The following is a 19,773-nucleotide window of genomic DNA, read 5'->3' as shown; positions in this document are numbered from 1 at the left end:
GGATGAAGGAACTGTATATCGGATCGCACCTGTCCACGGCAGGCGGGTGGAGCGCGCTGCTGAAACGCTCGCATGAGGAACACGGCACCACATTCGCGTTCTTCCCGCGCTCGCCGTACGGGCGGCCATCCAAGGCGCTCAACCCGTCCGGGGCCGTCGCATTCGCGCGGCAGTTGACGGCCGAGCATTACGGCCCGCTCGTCGTCCACGCTCCCTACGTCTACAACCTCGCCGGCAAGGATCCCGACAAGCGCGAGTTCGCCATACGGGCGCTCGCCGAGGACATCCGACTGCTGACGCCGATCCGTGAGACCGGGCAGGAGATATACATCAACATCCATCCTGGCGCGCACGTGGGGCAAGGGCCCGATCGCGGATGCTCTCTGATCAGCGACGGCCTCAACCGCGTGTTCGGGCTGGAGCCGGGCATCATGGTGCTGCTGGAGACGATGGCGGGCAAGGGCACCGAATGCGGGCGAAACTTCGAGGAGCTGGCGACCATCATCGACGGCGTCGATGACAAGGCGAACGTGGGCGTCACCGTCGACACGTGCCATGTGCTGGACGCCGGTTATGATCTGGTGAACGACTTCGACGGCGTGATGCGGCAGCTGGACGACGTCATCGGGCTCGAACGCGTCAAGGCGGTGCACGTCAACGACTCCCAGTTCGGCCTGTCATCGCACAAGGACCGCCACGCCAACATCGGCGACGGCCACCTCGGCATTCCGTTCTTCACCAGAATGGTCAACGACCCGCGTCTGTCACGGTTGCCGATGATCCTCGAAACCAAGGAACTGACCGAGACCACGCATCGCGAGGAGATCGCCCTGCTGCGCGGTCTCGTGCAGTGAACGCACCAGTGGCCGCGGCCGCGTTCTCCGTGGCGGTGACGCGACGGGAGACGCCGATAGCGCCGTCTTGTGCTAGCGTGGTTTGTCCGGCGAACGTGACGTGCGCCGAGCCAGGACGAGTGGAAAGCGAGGCCTTTCGTGGGTGATATCCGACGGGAGATGGAACGGCTGAGGCCGGTCTATGAAACCGGCGTGCTGAGACTGCTGCTCCGTCAGAATTCGATGATGTACGTGGCGCTGCTCCGCGCGGCCTTCGACCCGTTGACCGGCGAGCTGCCCCGTGAGACCCTGGAGGAAAGCTTCTCGCAAAGCCTGTCCCGGCTCGTCGACTCCGGCGAATACCAGCTCAGGGAGGATCAGACCATCGCGGACGCCTCCCGGCGCATCCTCGCCGACCTGACCCGTGAGGGCGATGACGATTACGCATGGCTCGCCAACTCGCATGACGCCGCATCGCACCGGTTCCTGTACCGTCTCACCGCCCGCGCCCATCGTGCGATCGAGGCGCTGTCGCGGCTTGAGGATGACTCCCGCACGCTGTCGGGCGCGCAGGCGAACTCGATCATCATGGAGATCGAGCATGCGCGCATGCAGCTTACCGCCGACCCCGGCGAGCGCGTGGCGTTGCTCAACCGGGAGATCAAGGCGCGCAAACACGAGATACGTCAGATACGCCACGGTCAGCGGCAGGCGGCGCTCACCGAATCGCAGGTCGAGGACGTGATTGCAGTGATTCACAACACGCTGCGCGGCGTGCCCATAGACCTGCGTGAACTCGTGTTGAACGAACGGGACAACGGTGACGCGCTCCGCCGCCGCATGCAGGCGGGCGACATGAGCGTCGACGACATCCTGACCTCGTACCACGACGAATACCGCAGGTCCTTCAGCGAGTCCGACAGCGGAAGACGCTTCGAGGACGCGTTCCAGGTGATCATCACCGACGAAGGACGGCAGCAGATCGACGCGGCCTTGCGCGACATTGCCCACACGCCGTATCTGGCCGGCGAGTCTGGCGTCCTGCTCGATCAGGTGCGTGCCGAGCTTTCGCGCATCTATGACGGCATCGAGGCGGTGCGTTGCCAGATGCGCGTATCCGACGAGGCGATCAGCCGTCTGGTGCGACAGCAGACCGATACCCGATACCGCACGATGCTCGGCAAGCTCAACCGTCTGTATGCCCACGTCAACGCCGACGCGAAGGCGCATCAGGGCGACGATGCGAGACCGTACCGGACCGATACCGCGGCCGGCAGGTTCCCTCCGCTGCCGTCGCGCCCCGCGCGCCCGATGGTACGAACGACCACCCCAGGATTGTCCGTACCGCAGACACCGGGCGATGCGACCGCGCCCGACCTGCGTTCGATGATCGACAACGGGGGGCCGCGGCTGCGGCGCATGGCCGCGCTCATCCTCGAATCGCCCGTCTACGCGGACGACGGGAACGGCGCCATCGACATCGTCGCCAGCTTCAACGGGCTGCCGAAAGCCGAGCGGAAGGAAAGCGAGCTCGTCGGTTTCCTGGGAGAGCTCGGCTGCGGGGACGGAGCCGGTGTCGCATGGCATTGCATATCGGCAGACGGAAGCCCGAGGGACTGGATCACCGGCCCAGTGCTCGCACAAGAGGATGAATTGCACGACATCGTGAAGGAGGACTGACATGAGCGACCTGACGAACGACGCCGCCCAGCCGGACGCGGACATGGACATGGACATGATTGGCGACGACATGACCGGCACCGGCAGTGCCGATACCGACAGTGCCGATACCGACAGTGCCAGTACCGGCGCGGATGACATGGATGCGGTGGACGTCGAATACGATGGCGCGGACGCGGAAGGCGCGGTCAACCCATACGCCCTGTTCGAGGGCGACACGGGCGACATGACCGCCGACTCGCGCATGGTGGCGATCATGCTCAAACGCGAGCGCTACATCAGCGGACGGTTCTATGACCTGGCGCTCGACAACCGCGCGGCGGTCGTCCGTTCGCTCAACAACGACCTGCTCGATCTGGTCGTCAACGAGCACTACCGCGTCATGTACGCCACCGCGGTGAGCGGGCCGGACATGACGCTGCGCGCGCTCAAGACCCGTGCGAGCCTCAAACGTGAGGAGGCGGCGCTGCTGGCGTTCCTGCGCATCCGCGTGCTCGAATACGAGAACGCCCACGTCGCGCCGGACGAATGGCTGGTCAGCTTCGAGGAGATCCGAGCGGCGCTCGCCACCGGCGCCGGGTACCTCGCCTCGCGCAACGACGAGGAGGGCGTGCTCAGGCAGGTGGGCGCGATCGTGTCCGTCATGTGCACATACGGCTATCTCAGGCAGCTCGACGATGACGAGACGATGTACTGCATCACGCCGCTGGTGCCGGTGGTGCTGGACCGTCAGCTGGCGGACAGCTGGCTCGCAGTCGCGGACCGGGACGACGATGGCGAGCCGGCCGGTGACATGGCCCCGGCCGGCTCGCGGTCTGCAGCCGGCGATACGTCGAATGCCGATGCGAGCGGCGCCGATGACGATGGCGATTCGGACGATGCGGGACCCGACGCCGAACTGTTCGAGGCTCCGCTGTTCGATGATGACGCCGATGCGGACGCCGCCGAGGACATCAGGGGCGCCGATGATGCCAATGGCGCGAACGACAGCGACATTGACGACGAGACCGCCTCGGACGGCGGCACTGCACGGGAAGGGGAGTGACGATGAGCGGCAAGGACATGCAGATGATCGCCGACCGATGGATGATGGAAAGCAGGAGGCTTGTCAACTGGGGATCCTATGAGGGCTACCATGAGTTCCGTCCCTCCACGGACTCGCAACTGCCGGTGACGTTGCTCGCCGGCGCGAGCGAATCCGGCAAGTCGACGCTGGTCGACGCGCAGATATCGCTGCTCTACCCGACCGGCACGCCCTTCAACAAGGCGTCGAATTCGGGGCGTTCGGAACGAAGCGACTACACCTACCTGCGCGGCATGATCGGCGTGGGAGGCTCCGGCGGCGTCGACGAACCGATGTACCTGCGCGGCCGGGACGAGTCCGGCGCGCCCCGGTCCATATGGGGCGCGATCGTCGACACCTACCGCAACTTCACCACCGGTCAGATACTGTCCTGCGGCAAGTTCCTCTATCTGATGCCCGGCGACGGGCGCGGCGACGTCCGACGGCTGTACCTGGCATGGGACAAGCCGATCGACCCGCGCCGCATGGACGTGTTCCGCGAGTCGTCGTTCACGCCCACGCAGCTGAAATCCACGTATCCGGGGTGCGTCACCTTCCCGAACGCCGAGGCGTTCCACACCCACATTTGGGATGTCATGGGCCTGAGCGCGGAGGCATGCCGTCTGCTGGCCCGCATCCAGTCGGCCGACGCCCCCTCCCGCCTTGACGACATCTTCAAACAGGGCGTGCTGGGCGTGCCCGAGGCGCTGGACCTGGCCCGTGCGACCGTGGAGGATTACGAGCGTTACGACGCGAACTTCCGAAGCATGGAGGAAAAGACCAGACGCATGGGCAAGTTGCGTGCCATCACTGCCAGCTATGGCGACTACGAGTCGGCCCGTGACGCGGTCCACTCGTTCGACGCGGTGAACCCGGCCACGAAGTCCGGCTCGGCGACGATCCGAGCATGGGCGATCCGCCGCATGATCGGCGAGGTCAGCGAACGGCAGCCGCTCGACAGGCGTCTGCGTGACGAGCGACGCAGTGAGGCGCGGGCTGCCGGCAAGCGCATCGAAAGCCTGCGCACCCGCATCGACGCGGTGCGCGAGCGCATGCGAGGCCTCGACGGCGGCGACCTGACACGGCTCGACGCGGAAATGCGGCAGGCGGAACGCGCGCTGGCGGACATCACCGCCGGCAGACAGCGCATCGGGCGCATGTTCGAGGCGGCCGGCGAGGAGTTCCCCAAAGACGAGCACGCGTGGGACGAGCGGCGCATCGAGGCCGTGACGTTCATGCGCTCATATGAGCAGCGCAAGGGACTGCTGGACGACATGCGCAACCAGACGTACGCCGCGCACGCGTCCGTCAAGCAGACGCTGCAGCGGCTGAACGACGATTACGAACGCCAGAAATCGCAGCGCACCCGCATCTCCCGCCAGATGGACGAGACCCGCGCCATGCTGTGCCGGGCCACCGGGCTGGGCCCGAGCGAACTGCCGTACGTCGCGGAGCTCATGGACGTGCGCGAGGATCAGGAGCATTGGCGCCTCGCCATGAACGCCGCATACGGATCCATGGCCCAGACCATCCTCGTCGACAAGCGCCATGAGCGTGGATTCGCAGCCAAGGTCAGCGCCATCGACCCGCACGCCATGGCGCGGCGCACCTGGCAGTTCGTCGACACCGAACGCGGGGGAGCCGGGAACGGGCCCGGCGGCGCGAACACGGGTGCGACCGGCGGGACGGACGGAGAGGTGTGGCTGTCCTCGAAGCTGCGCTACCGCGAGGATTCCCCGTTCGCCGGCTGGCTGCGCGAGCAGACCAGCTCCGAGCGTCTCGACGCCTTGTGCGTCGACGGCATCGACGACTCCGACCATGCCGTGCGGCAGGTGCAGGCCGACGGGCAGATCAAATCCGGCAAACGCGGCCAGCATGGCATCAAGGACCGTCAGCAGGTCATCGGATTCGTCAACGAAAGCTATTTGGCGCAACTGCGCACGCGCATCCAGGACGCGCAACGCCAATGCGACGAGACCGCGCAATCGTACGCGAGCGCGAAGGAACAGGCCGACCGCCTGCAGCGAGAGCGCGAACTCGCCGACCAGCTCGCATACACCGCATGGGAGAAGATCGACGAGAACAGCGCGAAGGCGGCGATCGCCGACATCGAACGCACCATCGCCTCGGTCAGGAACAATCCCAAGCTCGCCGAACTCGACACGTTGCAGGAGTCGCTGTCCAAGGAGCTCGACCGCTCGCAGCGCCAGCGCATCGACATCGAACGGCAGGCCGAGCTCGCCGATCAGGCGGTGAACGCAGCGCAGGCATGGCTCGACGAGCATGCCGCGCAGCCGCAGCCTCAACCGCAGACGCGGCCGCTCGACGGGGAAGCGGCGGACGTTTCGCCAAAAGCCGTCACGAACGGACGGACTCTCCTGACGGACGAGGTGGAGGCGGCGCTCGCCGAATCATATGAGCAGCGTCTCTCCGGTCTGGGGGATGCGACGACCCGCGCCCACATGATCATCGGCGCGGGGGCGCCGCAGCGTATGGCTCAGGGGGATACCTTCGCCGACCGTGTCATCGCCGGCATCGGCAAGGACCTGGAGGCGCGCGTCTCCATGCTCGAAGGTCGTGCGGCGTCGGCCCGCACCGCCGTCGAGGCGCGGATGGGCGCCTATATCGAGATGTATGCGGGCGGTGACGATACGATCGCCGCCAGCGTGGACGACTACCGGTATTACCAGGACGAGTTGGAAAGCCTTTCGAAGCTCGCCACCGTCGAAGCCACCGCCGTCGAGTACCACAACTGCCTCGACAAGCTGCTGATGAGCTTCCTGACCATCAAACGCGCGATAGACACCGACGCCGGAGACATCCACGACCAGCTGGAACGCATCAACGCGATGCTGGACGGCCAGCAGTTCGGCCCGCGCCACGGCAGCCTGTCCCTGCACGCGGACGTGCGGCGCCCCGAGCGCGCGTTCTGGTCGGCCCTGACCCGCGTGATCGGCACCCTCAACGACCGCAAGGCGGCACAGACGGACGACGATCTTGACGGGGCCCGGTGCGCGTTCGCGTCCTGCGCCGCGATGATCGACATGCTGCGCCGCGAGATCGGGCAGATCAGGGACGTCAACGGCGTGAAAAGCTACGGCGCCCGCAACCTCGACCCGCGGTGCCGATCCTCGTTCTACGCGCTCGTGCGCCACTCGGACGGGCAGGTCGAACGCATCACCTCGACCGGCGGACGGTCCGGCGGCGCCCTGCAGGAGCTGACCTCGTTCGTGTACGGCGCGGCGCTGATCTACCTGCTCGGCGGCGGCATGGACAACAAGCTCAAGCCTTCCTACACGACGCTCTTCCTTGACGAGGCGCTCATCAAGGCCGACGGCCGGTATACGCGGCGCGCGCTGTCCGTACTGCCGAGACTGGGTTTCCAGGTCATCGTCTCCGCCCCTGAAAGCAAGACGGGCGAGATACTGGAGGTCTCCACCAAGGCATACGTGACCCGCAAGGACCCCGACACCGGCTACACCACGCTGCACGAAGCAAGACTGGACGGCATCGATGAGATGGACGGCGCAGATGAGCCGGAAGGTACCGTCGAGTCGGATGACGCCGCCGAATAGGCGGCGCCGATGACGCGGCAAACCATGGCCAGGATCCAGGACGGCCTGCCCGGCCGGCGTATAGTTGCACTGACATCCAAGGAGCGACAGATATGAGCGACACGAACACCCAGAACACCCAGAATGCCGGCAACGCCGGACCCGTCGCGGCGGCACCCGCCCAGGGCAAGCAGCTGCCGGAGGCATGCGAGCACACCACCAGACACAGCATCACCGTCAATGGCGTCGAACTCGACTATGCGGCGACCGTCGGCACGATACTCATCGACACGCCGAAGGTACCCAAGGCCGCGAGCATCTTCTTCACCGCGTTCGACCTCGTGAACGGCGAAGGCAAGACAGACCCGGCCCGACCGGTCACGTTCATCTTCAACGGAGGCCCGGGCTCATCCACCACGTTCCTGCTCATGGGCTCGATCGCCCCGAAGCGCATCAACGTCCCCGACGCCGCTCCGGTGCCGGCCGCCCCCTACGCGCTCGTGGACAACGCGCACACGCTGCTGCCCGTCTCCGACCTCGTGTTCATCGACGCGGCCGGCGCCGGATTCTCCGAGATCCTCGACGCGGCCAAGCCGGAACTGTGGTCGGTGGACGGCGACGTCGCCGGCTTCAGCGCGTTCATCAGGGCGTACCTGAGCAAACACCACCGCTGGGACTCGCCCAAATACGTGCTCGGCGAATCCTACGGCACCACGCGCGGCGCGGCGCTCGCATACCGGCTGCAGCAGGACGGTGTGGCGCTGAACGGACTGACGCTCATCTCCAACGTGCTCGACTACACGTTCACGTCCGACCTGATCGACGAATTCTACGTCGGATATTTCCCGACCTATGCGTCCGTGGCGAAATATCACGGCCGAGCCGCGTCGGACGTCAAGCTCGACGAGCATCTGAAGGCCGCCCGTGCCTTCGCCGCGGGGCCGCTGCGTCTCGCCCTGGCCGCCGGGGACTCGCTTGACGACGAGACCCGGCATAAGGTCGCACGCCGATACGCCGAGCTGACCGGACTGGACGAGCGGTATGTCTACGACTCCAATCTGCGCGTGTCCGATCCGAGGTTCCGCAAGGCGCTGCTGCATGACGAGGACAAGATCGTCGGACGCTACGATGGCCGCGTCGCCGGCTACGACCTCGACCGCATGAACGACGAGGAGACGTTCGTCGTCGACGACGCCTGGCTCGACCCCGCGTATTCGAGCCTGTGCAACGCCTATCTGCGCGACGAGCTCGGCTGGGACCGCATGCCGGAGCGCAAGGGCTTCGCCGACTTCGACTGGAACGCCACCGAGCCGGGCAAGGGCTGGATGTGGTGGCACCGGATGCCCGGCGAATCGGGCTGGGTCATGACCCAACCGAACGTGTTGCCCGATCTGGCCGCGGCCATCGCGCACCAGCCGACCATGAAGGTGCTGCTCGGCAACGGCGTCTACGACCTGTGCACGCCGTTCTTCCAGACCGAATACGACATCGATCACCTGATGCTGCCGAAGCCGCTGCGCCGCAACGTGGCCTTCGCCTACTACCCGGCCGGGCACATGCTCTACAGCAGCGAGGCGAGCCTCGCCAAGTTCACCGCCGACCTCACGCGGTTCTACGCGTCCGATGTGAGCGGACTGTCCGCGATCGACGAGCGCCCGGCGGCCGTGGTCCCGTCGATATCCCTGTAGTCGCGGGTGCATCGTGACGCCGGACGCATTCCGCCATCGGTGTTACAGCCGATCGGATATAGGTCGATGCCTGTAGGATGTGTGATGGCACGGATTCATGCGGCGACGGTAAGGACGAACATGATTGACGAAGTGGTGTTTCTGCGGCACGGACGGACCGCCTTCAATGTGGCGAGGCGGTTGCAGGGGCAGATCGACGTGCCCCTCGACGTCATCGGCCAGTGGCAGGCCGACCAGAGCGCGTCGGAGCTTGCGCGACGCTACTACTGGGCGAAGGTGGCCAACATCGCCCGGCATCCGGATACGCTGGCCCAGCCGGGGCCGGGGGCGGCGAAATCCAGCGACATCGAGGACTACCGGCAGGTCCCCGCATCCTCGCGACGCATGGTCGTCGTCTCGTCCGACCTGTTCCGTGCGTTGCAGACCGCGCACGCGTTCGCCGATATGCTGGGACTGGACGTGACCGCGGACGCGCGCCTGCGCGAACGCAGCTTCGGGCAGTGGGAGGGCATGACCCGCGACGAGATTCGAGCGGAGCATGCCGACGCCTATGATTCGTGGCGGATCCACACCGGCGGCGAGCTCGCGTTCGGCGTGGAGAGCCGCATCGCCACAGGACTGCGCGGCGCCGATGCGGTGCTCGACCTGGTGCGCGGCATCAACGCGGAGCATGCCGATGAGCCGACCACCCTGATGCTCGTCGGGCACGGCTCATGGCATGTGGCCACGATCGAGACCCTGCTCGGCATGGACCCCGACAACCTGAGCAACCTGGATGGCATGCGCAACGCGTTCTGGTCGACGCTCAGACCGGTATACCGGCCTTCGGGCGGCGTCGAATGGATGATGACGGCGTTCAACCAGGGGCCGGCGGTCGCTGCTCTGTGCGATTGGGAGAACGGCCCGCAGTCCCTGCACGGCCCGCACATGCCGATGTGGAAGCCGATCGAGGGATGAGACCGGCGGCGGGGCCGGCCGCGGCGGATTTGCAAGTCGTGGCATAGGGGCTATCCTTGTTGAGGCTTCCAGACGACGTGGCATGCCGCCCGCGGTCCGGTCATGTTCGACTGTGCCCGGTCATGTTCGGTAGTGTTCGGTTATGAGAGGTGGGTGAGACTACATGTTGAGGATGTTCAGCACGATTAACGGCCAAGTGGAGCAGATCGAAAAACCTGAGAACGGCTCCTGGCTGTGTCTGTCCGAACCCACCGACGTGGAGCTCGCCACGGTCTCCCAACAGACCGGCGTCGACCTCGCCGACCTGCGCGCCCCGTTGGATGACGAGGAACGTTCGCGCATCGACGTCGAGGACGATTACACGATGATCATCGTGGACATCCCGACCGTCGAGGAGCGCGGGGGCCGTGACTGGTACGAGACCATCCCTCTGTCGATCATCGTCACCGAAGACCTCATCATCACCGTATGCATGCAGGACACGCCGGTGCTGCACCCGTTCATGGAGGGAACGATCCGAGGGTTCAACACGTTCATGCGTTCGCGCTTCATCCTCCAGATCCTCTACCGCAACGCCAGCACATACCTGAGGTACCTGCGCATCATCGACCGCGAAAGCGACAAGCTCGAATTCAAGCTGCGTCACGCCATGCAGAACCGCGAGATCATGATGCTGCTTGAGCTGAGCAAGACCTTGGTCTATTTCACCACGTCGCTCAAATCGAACGAGATCGTCATGGAGAAGCTGACCACGCTCGCGCGCATCCAGCAGTACCCGGACGACGAGGACCTGCTCGACGACGTCATCATCGAGAACAAGCAGGCCATCGAGATGGCGAACATCTACAGCGGCGTTCTCGCGAACATGACCGACGCCTTCGCCTCGATCGTCTCCAACAACCTGAACAACGTGATGCGCATCTTCACGATCATCTCCATCACGCTGTCGATCCCGACGCTGATCTTCTCCATGTACGGCATGAACTTCGTGCCGGGGCAGCTGGGCATGCCGTTCACCGGCAAGACATGGGGCTTCACGCTGATCATCGCGATATCCGTCGTGCTCTCCGCCGTCGTCGCGTGGTTCCTGACCCGTTCGCGCATGTTCAAATGACGGGAACGGCATGACAGGGCTGCAACACACGAAGGCGGGGCACCGGCGCATCATGCGTCGCTTTTCGGCGGCGCTGGCTGCGGTGCTGTGGGCTGCGGGATCCCTGACCGCCTGCGGCTCCTTGAGTTCCCGGGATGATGCGAACGGCGTGTCGATACGGCAGCCGGAGGGGCCCATGGTGTCGATCGGCGTCGCCTCCGACCAGCCCGGTCTGGGCGTATGGCACAACGGCGGGTATTCGGGCTTCGACGTGGATGTGGCCCGTTACGTCGCCAAGGCGCTGGGATACGCGGACAAGCAGATCGTCTTCAAGCCGGTGACGCCCCGTTCCCGAGTCTCCATGCTGGAAAGCGCGCAGGTCGACATGGTGGTGTCCAGCTTCGGCATCACCGAACGGCATGAGTCGGCGGTGACGATGACCGGCCCGTATCTAATCGTCCGGCAGGATCTGCTGGTGAGGGCCGCCGACGCGGGCGACATCACCGGCATCAAGGACATGAACGGGCGCAAGGCGTGCGTGGTTGCCGGCAGCGACGTGACCGATGCCGTGCGCAGCCAGGCGCCCAAGGCGTCCATCGAGGAGCGTGACGACTACGGGCAGTGCCTGACGTCACTGCTCATCGGTGACGTCGACGCCGTAGCCGCGGGCGACGCCATCCTCACCGGCCTCGCGACCGTGAAAGGCAACGGGTACGTGCAGGTGGTCGGGGCTCCGTTCGGCGAGGAGCGATACGGCATCGCGGTCAAGCACGGGAACACGCAGCTCGCCGACAGCATCGGTGACATACTGAGCGACATGATCGACGACGGCACGTGGCGGCAGGCCGTGCGGGGCATGCGCCGGCAGATCAGCTACACTGTCGACTCCAAGCTCAATCCGCCGGATCCCGCGGCATCGTCGGACACGGCGTCATCGGACCCGGAGCAGGGCGACGAATGATGAAGGCCGGCGGGCTGCGCGCGGCTCGCCCCGTCGGCGTCGCACGTCGATTATCGACCGGATGCGCGGCATGCCATGACCTGCGTGAGGATGGTGTCCAGTTGCGTGGCGATAATCCTTGTCTATGAGTGACAACGAGAAGACCACGCAACCCGCGTCCACCGATTCCACCGAACCCGCATACCGTTACAACGCGGCACTCGCGCAGGACATCGAAGGCAAATGGCAGAAGATCTGGGATGACAAGGGCACGTTCTGGGCCGCCAACGTCAACGGCGACCTCAAGGACGGCAAGGGCCGCAATGCAGACGGCCGCCCGGCATACTTCGCGATGGACATGTTCCCATACCCGTCAGGCAAGGGCCTGCACGTGGGCCACCCGCTGGGCTACCTCGCCTCCGACGTAGTCTCCCGCTACCACCGCATGAAGGGCGAGAACGTGCTGCACGCCATGGGTTATGACGCCTTCGGCCTGCCCGCGGAACAGTACGCCGTGCAGACCGGGCAGCACCCGCGCGTCACCACGCTTGCCAACATCGCCAACATGTCCCGCCAGCTGCACCGCATGGGACTGAGTTTCGATGACCGTCGCTCCTTCGCGACGATTGACCCCGGCTATGTGCGCTGGACCCAGTGGATCTTCTCGCGCATCTACGATTCCTGGTACGACGAGGACGCCGTGAACCCCTCCGGCTCCAAGGGCTCCGCCCGCCCGGTCAGCGAGCTCGTCGCCAAGTTCGAATCCGGCGAGAAGGCCATCCCCGGCCATGAGTCCGACGGCAAGGCATGGGCCGACCTCGACCAGGCCGAACAGCAGGACATCCTCAACGACTTCCGCCTCGCCTACATCTCCAAGTCCCCGGTCAACTGGTGCCCGGGGCTGGGCACCGTGCTCGCCAACGAGGAGGTCACCGCCGAAGGCAAGTCCGAACGCGGCAACTTCCCGGTCTTCCAGCGCGAGCTGCGCCAGTGGTCGATGCGCATCACCAAGTACGGCCACCGCCTCATCGAGGACCTTGACGGCATCGACTGGCCCGAGAAGGTCAAGCTCATGCAGCGCAACTGGATCGGCGAATCCCACGGCGCCTCCGTGCACTTCACCGTGGACACCGCCGACGGCAGCAAGGACATGGAGATCTACACCACCCGTCCCGACACCCTGTTCGGCACCACGTTCGCCGTCGTCTCCCCGGAGCATCACCTGCTGGAGAACGTGCCCGCCGAATGGCCGGCCGACGTTCCCGAGGATTGGAAGGGCGGCTATGCCACCCCGGTCGAGGCAGTGAAGGCCTACAGGCTCGCTGCCGAGGCCAAGACCGCCAAGGATCGTGTGGATGAGGGCGGCGAGAAGACCGGCCTGTTCACCGGCCTGTACGCCACCAACCCGATTACCGGAGCCAAGCTGCCGCTGTTCACCGCCGACTACGTGCTCATGGATTACGGCACCGGCGCCATCATGGCCGTGCCGGGCGGCGACCAGCGCGATTACGATTTCGCCGTCAAGTTCGGTCTGCCGGTCATCTACACCGTCAAGCCCCTGCCCGAATCCGGCGACGACCTGGCCAATTACGAAGGCAAGGCCCCGTTCGTCTCCCACGACGGCATCGTGATCAACTCCTCCGTCGAGGCCACCGCCGCCAAGGGCGACGCGCTGAGCCTTAACGGCCTGCGCGTCGATGACGCCATCGCCAAGGTCAACGCCTGGCTCGAATCCGCCGGCGTGGGCAAGGGCACGGTCAGCTACCGTCTGCGCGACTGGCTGTTCTCCCGCCAGCGCTATTGGGGCGAGCCCTTCCCGATCGTCTATGGCGAGGACGGCACCCCGCACCTGCTGCCGGACTCGGCTTTGCCGATCAACCTGCCCGACGTGCCCAACTACGAGCCGCGCACCTTCGACCCGATGGACGCCGAGTCCAACCCGGAGGCGCCGCTGAGCCGCAACGAGGACTGGGTCAAGGTCGAGCTCGACTTGGGCGACGGCAAGAAGACCTACTATCGCGACACCAACACCATGCCGAACTGGGCCGGCTCCTGCTGGTACTACATGCGCTACATCGACCCGTCCGACACCGAGCACATGGTCGAGAAGGACGAGTTCGACTACTGGATGGGCCCGAACCACAACAAGTACTCGGGCGACGAGGGCGGCGTGGACCTGTACATCGGCGGCGTCGAGCACGCCGTGCTCCACCTGCTCTACTCCCGCTTCTGGCACAAGGTGCTCTTCGACCTCGGCTACGTGGATTCGGCCGAGCCGTTCCACAAGCTGTTCAACCAGGGCATGATCCAGGCGTACGCCTACACCGATGACCGTGGCCAGTACGTGCCGGCCGACGAGGTCGTGGAAGGCCCCGCCGGGGCTGACGGCGAGCCGACGTTCACGTGGAACGGCGAGCACGCCAACCGCGAGTTCGGCAAGATGGGCAAGAGCCTGAAGAACATCGTCACCCCGGACTACATGTACGAGAACTACGGTGCGGACACGTTCCGCCTGTACGAGATGAGCATGGGCCCGCTGGACGAGTCCCGCCCGTGGAACACGCGCAACGTGGTCGGCGGCATGCGCTTCCTGCAGCGACTGTGGCGCAACGTGGTCGACGAGACCTCCGGCGAGGCGCACGTGACCGAGGACACCCCGGATGTCAAGACCCTGAAGCTGCTCAACAACACGATCGCCGAGGTGACCGTGGAGATGGAGGGCATGCGTCCGAACACCGCCATCGCCAAGCTCATCGTGCTCAACAACCACCTGACCTCACTGCCCGCTGTGCCGCGCGCCGCCGTCGAGCCTCTGATCCTCATGCTTGCACCGATCGCGCCGCACATCTGCGAGGAGATGTGGTCCAAGCTCGGGCATGACGAATCCCTGTCCGCCGAGCCGTGGCCCGTCGCCGACGAGAAGTACGTCGGCCATGACACCGTCACCGCCGTGGTGCAGATCAAGGGCAAGGTGCGTGCCAAGCTTGAGGTGCCGGTTGACATCGACCCGGCCGACCTCGAAAAGCAGGCGCTTGAGGCGGTCGCCGACCGGTTGGGCGGCAAGACGCCGCACAAGGTGATCGTCAAGGCCCCGAAGATCGTCTCCATCGTCCCCGCCGAGTGATTCCGCCGGCGACACGCCGAAAATGTGGATAACTCCCGAGCCTTCGACCACATAGGCCGATTCGGCTGGACTTCATGCCCATGTTCCCTCACGCTGGAAGCATGGGCATTTCTCATTCAGGGGATCAAACGGCGACTCGGCGGTTGCGCGGCATGGACGATGGCCGCCACGCCGGGATTCCTGCCATGCCTGACGTAATCGGGATCGGAACATCTGTCGCGACGGATGCCGGAACGGGCGTGCCTTCTCCTCCGGCGCCGGCACCGGGGGATTTTTCCAGACCGGTGCCGTCGCATGGCGAGAGTCATACCGAGAAACATGCCGACGTGGCCGATTCCACCGCGCCTGCCGTCGAGCCAATAAGCCGTCTGATGGGTGTGCGCCCTGACGACGGCATGCGGGGCCAGTCCGCGAAGCGGGACGTGCCGCGGCTGAGATTCCGCCCGTTCCACGCGGTGACGGTGATGCTGGTGCTGACCACGGCCCTGTGCGCGAGCCTGACGATGCTGCTGCAGCAGTCCCTGCGGTACGTGTCGGCTCAATCCCATAACGCCGCGATGCAGAACGCGGGAGGGAAGGAAACGGGTATCGCCGAAACGGTACCCGGTGGAAGTGACGGCAGCGACTCCGTGAATGGCGACGGGTCGAACTCTGGTGGAACGGGCTCCGATCAGGAGAATTCCGGTGGGGCGGGCGACGCCGAATCGCAAGGAGACGGCGTGGAGTCCTCCGCGGGCAGTCAGGCTGCGCAGAACGGGCGATCATCGCAGCGGGGGAGTGACGGTTCGGACGATGGGGCCACCGCAGATACGAGGATCGATCTCAATACCGCGACCGCAGAGCAGCTGGATTCCATTCCCGGCGTGGGGCCGGTGACCGCGCAGCGCATTCTCGATCACCGGCGCAGCATCGGGAGGTTCACCAGCGTCGACCAGCTGCTGGATGTCTCCGGCATCGGCGCGAAGACGCTCACCAAGATACGGCCGTGGGTGCGTGTGTGAGGTGGGGGATGAGGAGACGGTACATGCGGGACGACGGGCATATGCAGGGTGGCGGCTGCCACGACCGCCGTCGGAGGAACCATACCGGAAGGCGTCGCGACTCGACCGATGGGCATCGGGAACGCCCGTCATCGCGGGCCTTCGCCATCCGCCGCGAAAACGGCGGTAGGGACTTCAGGATGCTGCCGGCGGCTCTCGCCGCGTGGATGGCTTCGGCGGCGGCTCACCAATGGTGGCGATGGCTGACCTTGATGGATGATGACCCGATGTCGGTCACGGGGTATGCGATTGGTGCGCTGGCTGTGATGCTGCTGCCGGTGGCCCTCGTTGTACCGTCGCTGGCGGCACACGGTCTGATACGCCCGTTGCGAGCCTCGCTCGGGGATGCCGTGGCCGTGATGGCCGTGGCCGGACTGCTGTCGGCCGCCGCGGCGGTGACCGCGGACAGTGTGCGCTGGCATGATGCGGCGCATGTCCAGGCCCGTGACGGGCCCGCCGACGTGGTGGCCGTGGTGCGGGTGCGCTCCCCGGCCGTATCGTCGACGGTGAGGGGTTCCGATTGCCAGGTTGACGGGCGCGTGGTGTCGCTGTCCATACGGCGATCCCCGGCGAATCCGCTGTCGGAACGCTCGACGGTGCCTTCGCGCGCCGATATCCGCGTGCTGTTGTCGGGAGACGTCTGTTCGGCGCTGACCGACACGGCGGTCTACCGTTTTCCCGGCACGCTGAGCACGGCGTCGTATGGCCGTCAGCCGCTGTGGCTGACCTGTGACGATATGCGCGTGCCGGATGTGGTTTCTGCGCCTTCCGGAACGGCCCGCATCGTCAAGGCCATGCAGCAGGGGCTACTGCGCGCCTGCGACCGCCTGTCGGATCAGGCGCGCGTGCTGGTGCCGGGGCTGACCGTCGGCGTGCTCGGGCAGGATGTGGTCCGGGTGCGCGATACCGCATCCGGTGCGGCGTCACATGGGTCTGAAGAAGGCCTGTTATCGGGGACGGAACGTGTCGGCGGCGTCGATGCCGCGTATGCGGCGCTACTCGAGGAGCAGTTCCGGCGCAGCGGCATCATGCACCTGATGGCGGTGTCGGGAGGGCATTTCATGGTCATCGCGGGGCTGGTGCACAGGCTGTGCTCCCGCGTGCTCGCCCCTCGATGGGCGACAGGACTGGTGATGGCGGTGTCGGACGTGATGCTGGCGATAGTCGTGTTCCCGTCCGATTCGGTGCTGCGCGCATTGCTCATGGGACTGTTCGGCGCTGCCGCGGTGGCGGCCGGCCGTCGAGGGCAGTCGGTGAGTTCGCTGAGCTGGACGGTGATCATCGTCCTTCTCATCGCTCCCTCGATGTCGGTCAGCTACGGTTTCGCGTTGTCCTGCGCGGCCGTATTGGGCATCGTGCTGTTCGCCGGCCCCTTGACCGATTGGCTGGCGTGCATGCTGCCCCGATTGCTGTCGGCTCCGCTCGCCATGACCATCGCCGCGCAGTCGCTCACCCTGCCGATACAGATCCTGATGGATCCGCAACTGCCTCTCGCCTCAGTGCCGGCGAATCTGCTCGTCGGCCCGGTCGTGGGATTCGCCACCATGGCAGGGCTCGTCGCGCTGTTCATATCCTGGCTGATGCCGCAATGCGGATACGTCTTGGCCTGGATTGCGGGATGCGGCACGTCCGTCATGGAACGTGTAGCCGCGATGGTGTCGGACAACGAGTTCGCGACCATGCCGTGGGCCGGTGACATACCGGGTGCATTGCTGATGGTGTTGGTCGAATCGGCGTGCGCCACGGTGCTGATACTGGCCACCCGATGGTTGCGTCTGCTGAGATCCGACGGATCCGGCGACGGCGGCCAGTCGTTCCGTCCCCGTCTGCGTGACCGGATACGGATATGGTGGTCGCAGACCGTAACGATGTTCGACGGCGACACCGACGGAGGAGACCGGCCGGTGCCGCACACGAAAGTCGCGGCGGGAGCCATTCCCGTCGCATCGATGACGGGAGCGCATGACGGCTCTTGTCCAGCTGTATGGGAAGATGGAGACCATGGCAAACAAGGCAGGCTCGCAAGCCCCGTTCATCATCGTGTTCGGCGGTGACGCATATCTCAATAAGCGAACCGGGCGCGATCTCATCCGCCGTGCGCTGCACGATCGGCCCGACGCCGAGCGCATCGACCTGGATGCGACCGGCTGCGACCAGTACGCATTCGATGAGGCCGTCAGCCCTTCCCTGCTCGCCGATGTTGCCGTGGTCGTCGTCGACAATCTGCAGAACGCCGACGACAAGCTGGGCGAATCCATGGTGCGCTACTGCCGTCAGGCATGCGCCGATCCGGGTGCATCCAGCATCGTCATCTGCCGGCATGAAGGAGGGGTCAAGGGCAAACGACTGCTCGACCAACTCGTCAAGGCGGGCGCGTGCAAGGAGACGGTCGCCGACCTGAAGAAACCGGAGGCGAAACTCAACTTCGTGCTGCAGATATTCGAGGGGGAGCACCGCCGCGTCGAACCATTGGCCGCCCAGCAGCTCGTCGCGGTGCTCGGCGAGCGGACCGGAGAAATGGCCGCCATGTGCTCCCAACTGTGCTTCGATTTCGATGACGATCCCATCACTCTGGATCTCGTCAACCGGTACCTGACCTCGAACCCGCAGGTGACCGGTTTCTCCGTGGCGGACAAGGCCATAGCCGGTCGCACGGCCGAGGCCATCATCGCCATGCGTTCCGCCGTCGAACAGGGAACGGACCCCATCGCGCTGATCGGCGCGCTCGCGATGAAACTGCGTACCATCGCCAAGGCATCCGCAGTCAAGGCCGGCACCATCACGCAGGCTCAGGCGAAAACGAACCCGTGGGTGCTGAAAAACGCCATGAGACAGCTTTCGGGTTGGACCTCGGCGGGACTCGGGCGGTGCATCCGCATGCTCGCCTGGGCGGACGAACAGAGCAAAACCAACGGGGGCGACCCCGTATACGCGCTGGAGAGGTGCATCGAACTGATCAGCCACAAAGGAAGGGACTGACCGCGCCGGAGAACGGCGCCCTGCGGCGAGGCGACCACGGCCGGGTGCCCGCAGAGCATGCATGACATGAACGACGACATCGAAATTGAAACAGGAACGGCAGGGACGGGAATGAAAGAAACGATGGAAACAACAGAAACGGGCAACGCCGGCGTGACACGGAACCAGGGAGCCGACGCCGCGCATCCCGTCGTTGTGCGCGTGCCCACCGACGACGACATGCGCGAACTGGGCCGGCGTGTGGCCTTGCTGCTGCACGGCGGCGACGTACTGTTGCTGTCGGGCCCGCTGGGCGCAGGCAAGACGACGTTCGCGCAGGGCATCGGCGCCGGATTGGGCATAACGGAACCCATCGTGTCGCCGACGTTCACCATCGCCCGCGAACTTGACGGACGATTCGCCGACGGGTCGCACGCCCACCTGGTGCATGTCGATGCGTACCGCCTCGGCGGCGACGCCTATGCGCCCGGACAGGACGTCGAGGAAAGACTGCTGGACGAGTTGGAATCGCTCGGTCTCGACGAGGAGCTGGAGGACCCCGGAGCCAACACCGTGATCCTGATGGAATGGGGCGAGCAGATGGCCTCCACGTTGGCTCCGGAACGTCTGGAAGTCCATATCGACCGCCCGCTCGATGACGGGCAGGACGACAAAACCGCGGAGAGGCAGCCGACAAGCGATGGCACCAGAGTCGTCACGCTGGTACCGGTCGGCCCGGCGTGGGATGGGGCGCGCATCTCGCGATTCACGACCCCGACCGCCTGATGATGGTGACTGACGGACGATGTAGACTCGTACAGGTTGCATATGAACGGGAGGAAC

Annotated in this window: 13 protein-coding genes; all 13 read left to right on the top strand. The window is 65.5% G+C overall.

Going from position 1 to position 19,773, the window contains the following annotated elements:
• Window positions 1-2 precede the first annotated feature (2 nt).
• The 13 genes from MMB49_RS05405 to tsaE all read left to right on the top strand — a co-directional run bounded on the left by MMB49_RS05405 (window position 3) and on the right by tsaE (window position 19,716).
• The gene (locus MMB49_RS05405) at window positions 3-854 is read left to right on the top strand and encodes a deoxyribonuclease IV (RefSeq protein ID WP_003820246.1); all 852 of its coding nucleotides are present in this window, start codon (window positions 3-5) and stop codon (window positions 852-854) included.
• Between the two features lie 138 nt (window positions 855-992).
• Complete coding sequence (locus MMB49_RS05400) at window positions 993-2,513, top strand: DUF3375 domain-containing protein (RefSeq protein WP_013389981.1); 1,521 nt, start codon at window positions 993-995, stop codon at window positions 2,511-2,513.
• Between the two features lies 1 nt (window position 2,514).
• On the top strand, window positions 2,515-3,558 hold the full coding sequence (locus MMB49_RS05395; RefSeq protein ID WP_013389980.1) for a DUF4194 domain-containing protein: 1,044 nt from the start codon (window positions 2,515-2,517) through the stop codon (window positions 3,556-3,558).
• A gap of 2 nt (window positions 3,559-3,560) precedes the next feature.
• Window positions 3,561-7,151 carry an ATP-binding protein gene (locus MMB49_RS05390; RefSeq protein ID WP_013389979.1) on the top strand — a complete coding sequence of 1,197 codons (3,591 nt, stop codon included), beginning with the start codon at window positions 3,561-3,563 and terminating at the stop codon, window positions 7,149-7,151.
• Between the two features lie 92 nt (window positions 7,152-7,243).
• Window positions 7,244-8,818: a S10 family peptidase gene (locus MMB49_RS05385; protein WP_047272281.1), complete on the top strand. Its 1,575-nt coding sequence runs from the start codon at window positions 7,244-7,246 to the stop codon at window positions 8,816-8,818.
• 120 nt (window positions 8,819-8,938) lie between these two features.
• Window positions 8,939-9,775: a histidine phosphatase family protein gene (locus tag MMB49_RS05380; protein ID WP_014760283.1), complete on the top strand. Its 837-nt coding sequence runs from the start codon at window positions 8,939-8,941 to the stop codon at window positions 9,773-9,775.
• Window positions 9,776-9,938: 163 nt separating this feature from the next.
• Entirely contained in the window at window positions 9,939-10,889 is a 951-nt protein-coding gene (locus MMB49_RS05375; RefSeq protein ID WP_003813378.1) for a magnesium transporter CorA family protein, read from the top strand.
• 10 nt (window positions 10,890-10,899) lie between these two features.
• A complete protein-coding gene (locus tag MMB49_RS05370) occupies window positions 10,900-11,829 on the top strand; it encodes a transporter substrate-binding domain-containing protein (RefSeq protein WP_047272279.1) in 930 nt (309 codons plus the stop codon).
• Between the two features lie 124 nt (window positions 11,830-11,953).
• Window positions 11,954-14,932: a leucine--tRNA ligase gene (leuS, locus tag MMB49_RS05365; protein WP_047272278.1), complete on the top strand. Its 2,979-nt coding sequence runs from the start codon at window positions 11,954-11,956 to the stop codon at window positions 14,930-14,932.
• A gap of 185 nt (window positions 14,933-15,117) precedes the next feature.
• Entirely contained in the window at window positions 15,118-15,933 is an 816-nt protein-coding gene (locus tag MMB49_RS05360) for a ComEA family DNA-binding protein (protein ID WP_047272448.1), read from the top strand.
• Between the two features lie 179 nt (window positions 15,934-16,112).
• Complete coding sequence (locus MMB49_RS05355) at window positions 16,113-18,026, top strand: ComEC/Rec2 family competence protein (protein WP_229940971.1); 1,914 nt, start codon at window positions 16,113-16,115, stop codon at window positions 18,024-18,026.
• On the top strand, window positions 17,974-18,951 hold the full coding sequence (gene holA / locus MMB49_RS05350) for a DNA polymerase III subunit delta (RefSeq protein ID WP_047272274.1): 978 nt from the start codon (window positions 17,974-17,976) through the stop codon (window positions 18,949-18,951). Before MMB49_RS05355 ends, holA begins: the two co-directional genes overlap by 53 nt.
• Before the next feature lie 219 nt (window positions 18,952-19,170).
• Window positions 19,171-19,716, top strand: coding sequence for a tRNA (adenosine(37)-N6)-threonylcarbamoyltransferase complex ATPase subunit type 1 TsaE (gene tsaE, locus MMB49_RS05345; protein ID WP_047289290.1), 546 nt, complete (start codon window positions 19,171-19,173; stop codon window positions 19,714-19,716).
• Window positions 19,717-19,773 lie beyond the last annotated feature (57 nt).

Source organism: Bifidobacterium sp. SKU (assembly GCF_026016405.1).
GTDB lineage: Bacteria > Actinomycetota > Actinomycetes > Actinomycetales > Bifidobacteriaceae > Bifidobacterium > Bifidobacterium bifidum.
Note: the sequence above shows the minus strand (reverse complement) of the source record. Positions and strands in the feature narration are given on the sequence as shown.

Coding starts and splice junctions, on each gene's coding strand:
- MMB49_RS05375 (WP_003813378.1), top strand. CDS start 9,939: ATGTTGAGGATGTTCAGCACGATTAACGGCCAAGTGGAGCAGATCGAA.
- MMB49_RS05370 (WP_047272279.1), top strand. CDS start 10,900: ATGACAGGGCTGCAACACACGAAGGCGGGGCACCGGCGCATCATGCGT.
- MMB49_RS05395 (WP_013389980.1), top strand. CDS start 2,515: ATGAGCGACCTGACGAACGACGCCGCCCAGCCGGACGCGGACATGGAC.
- holA (WP_047272274.1), top strand. CDS start 17,974: ATGGCAAACAAGGCAGGCTCGCAAGCCCCGTTCATCATCGTGTTCGGC.
- MMB49_RS05385 (WP_047272281.1), top strand. CDS start 7,244: ATGAGCGACACGAACACCCAGAACACCCAGAATGCCGGCAACGCCGGA.
- MMB49_RS05380 (WP_014760283.1), top strand. CDS start 8,939: ATGATTGACGAAGTGGTGTTTCTGCGGCACGGACGGACCGCCTTCAAT.
- MMB49_RS05390 (WP_013389979.1), top strand. CDS start 3,561: ATGAGCGGCAAGGACATGCAGATGATCGCCGACCGATGGATGATGGAA.
- tsaE (WP_047289290.1), top strand. CDS start 19,171: ATGCGCGAACTGGGCCGGCGTGTGGCCTTGCTGCTGCACGGCGGCGAC.
- leuS (WP_047272278.1), top strand. CDS start 11,954: ATGAGTGACAACGAGAAGACCACGCAACCCGCGTCCACCGATTCCACC.
- MMB49_RS05405 (WP_003820246.1), top strand. CDS start 3: ATGAAGGAACTGTATATCGGATCGCACCTGTCCACGGCAGGCGGGTGG.
- MMB49_RS05355 (WP_229940971.1), top strand. CDS start 16,113: ATGCTGCCGGCGGCTCTCGCCGCGTGGATGGCTTCGGCGGCGGCTCAC.
- MMB49_RS05360 (WP_047272448.1), top strand. CDS start 15,118: ATGCCTGACGTAATCGGGATCGGAACATCTGTCGCGACGGATGCCGGA.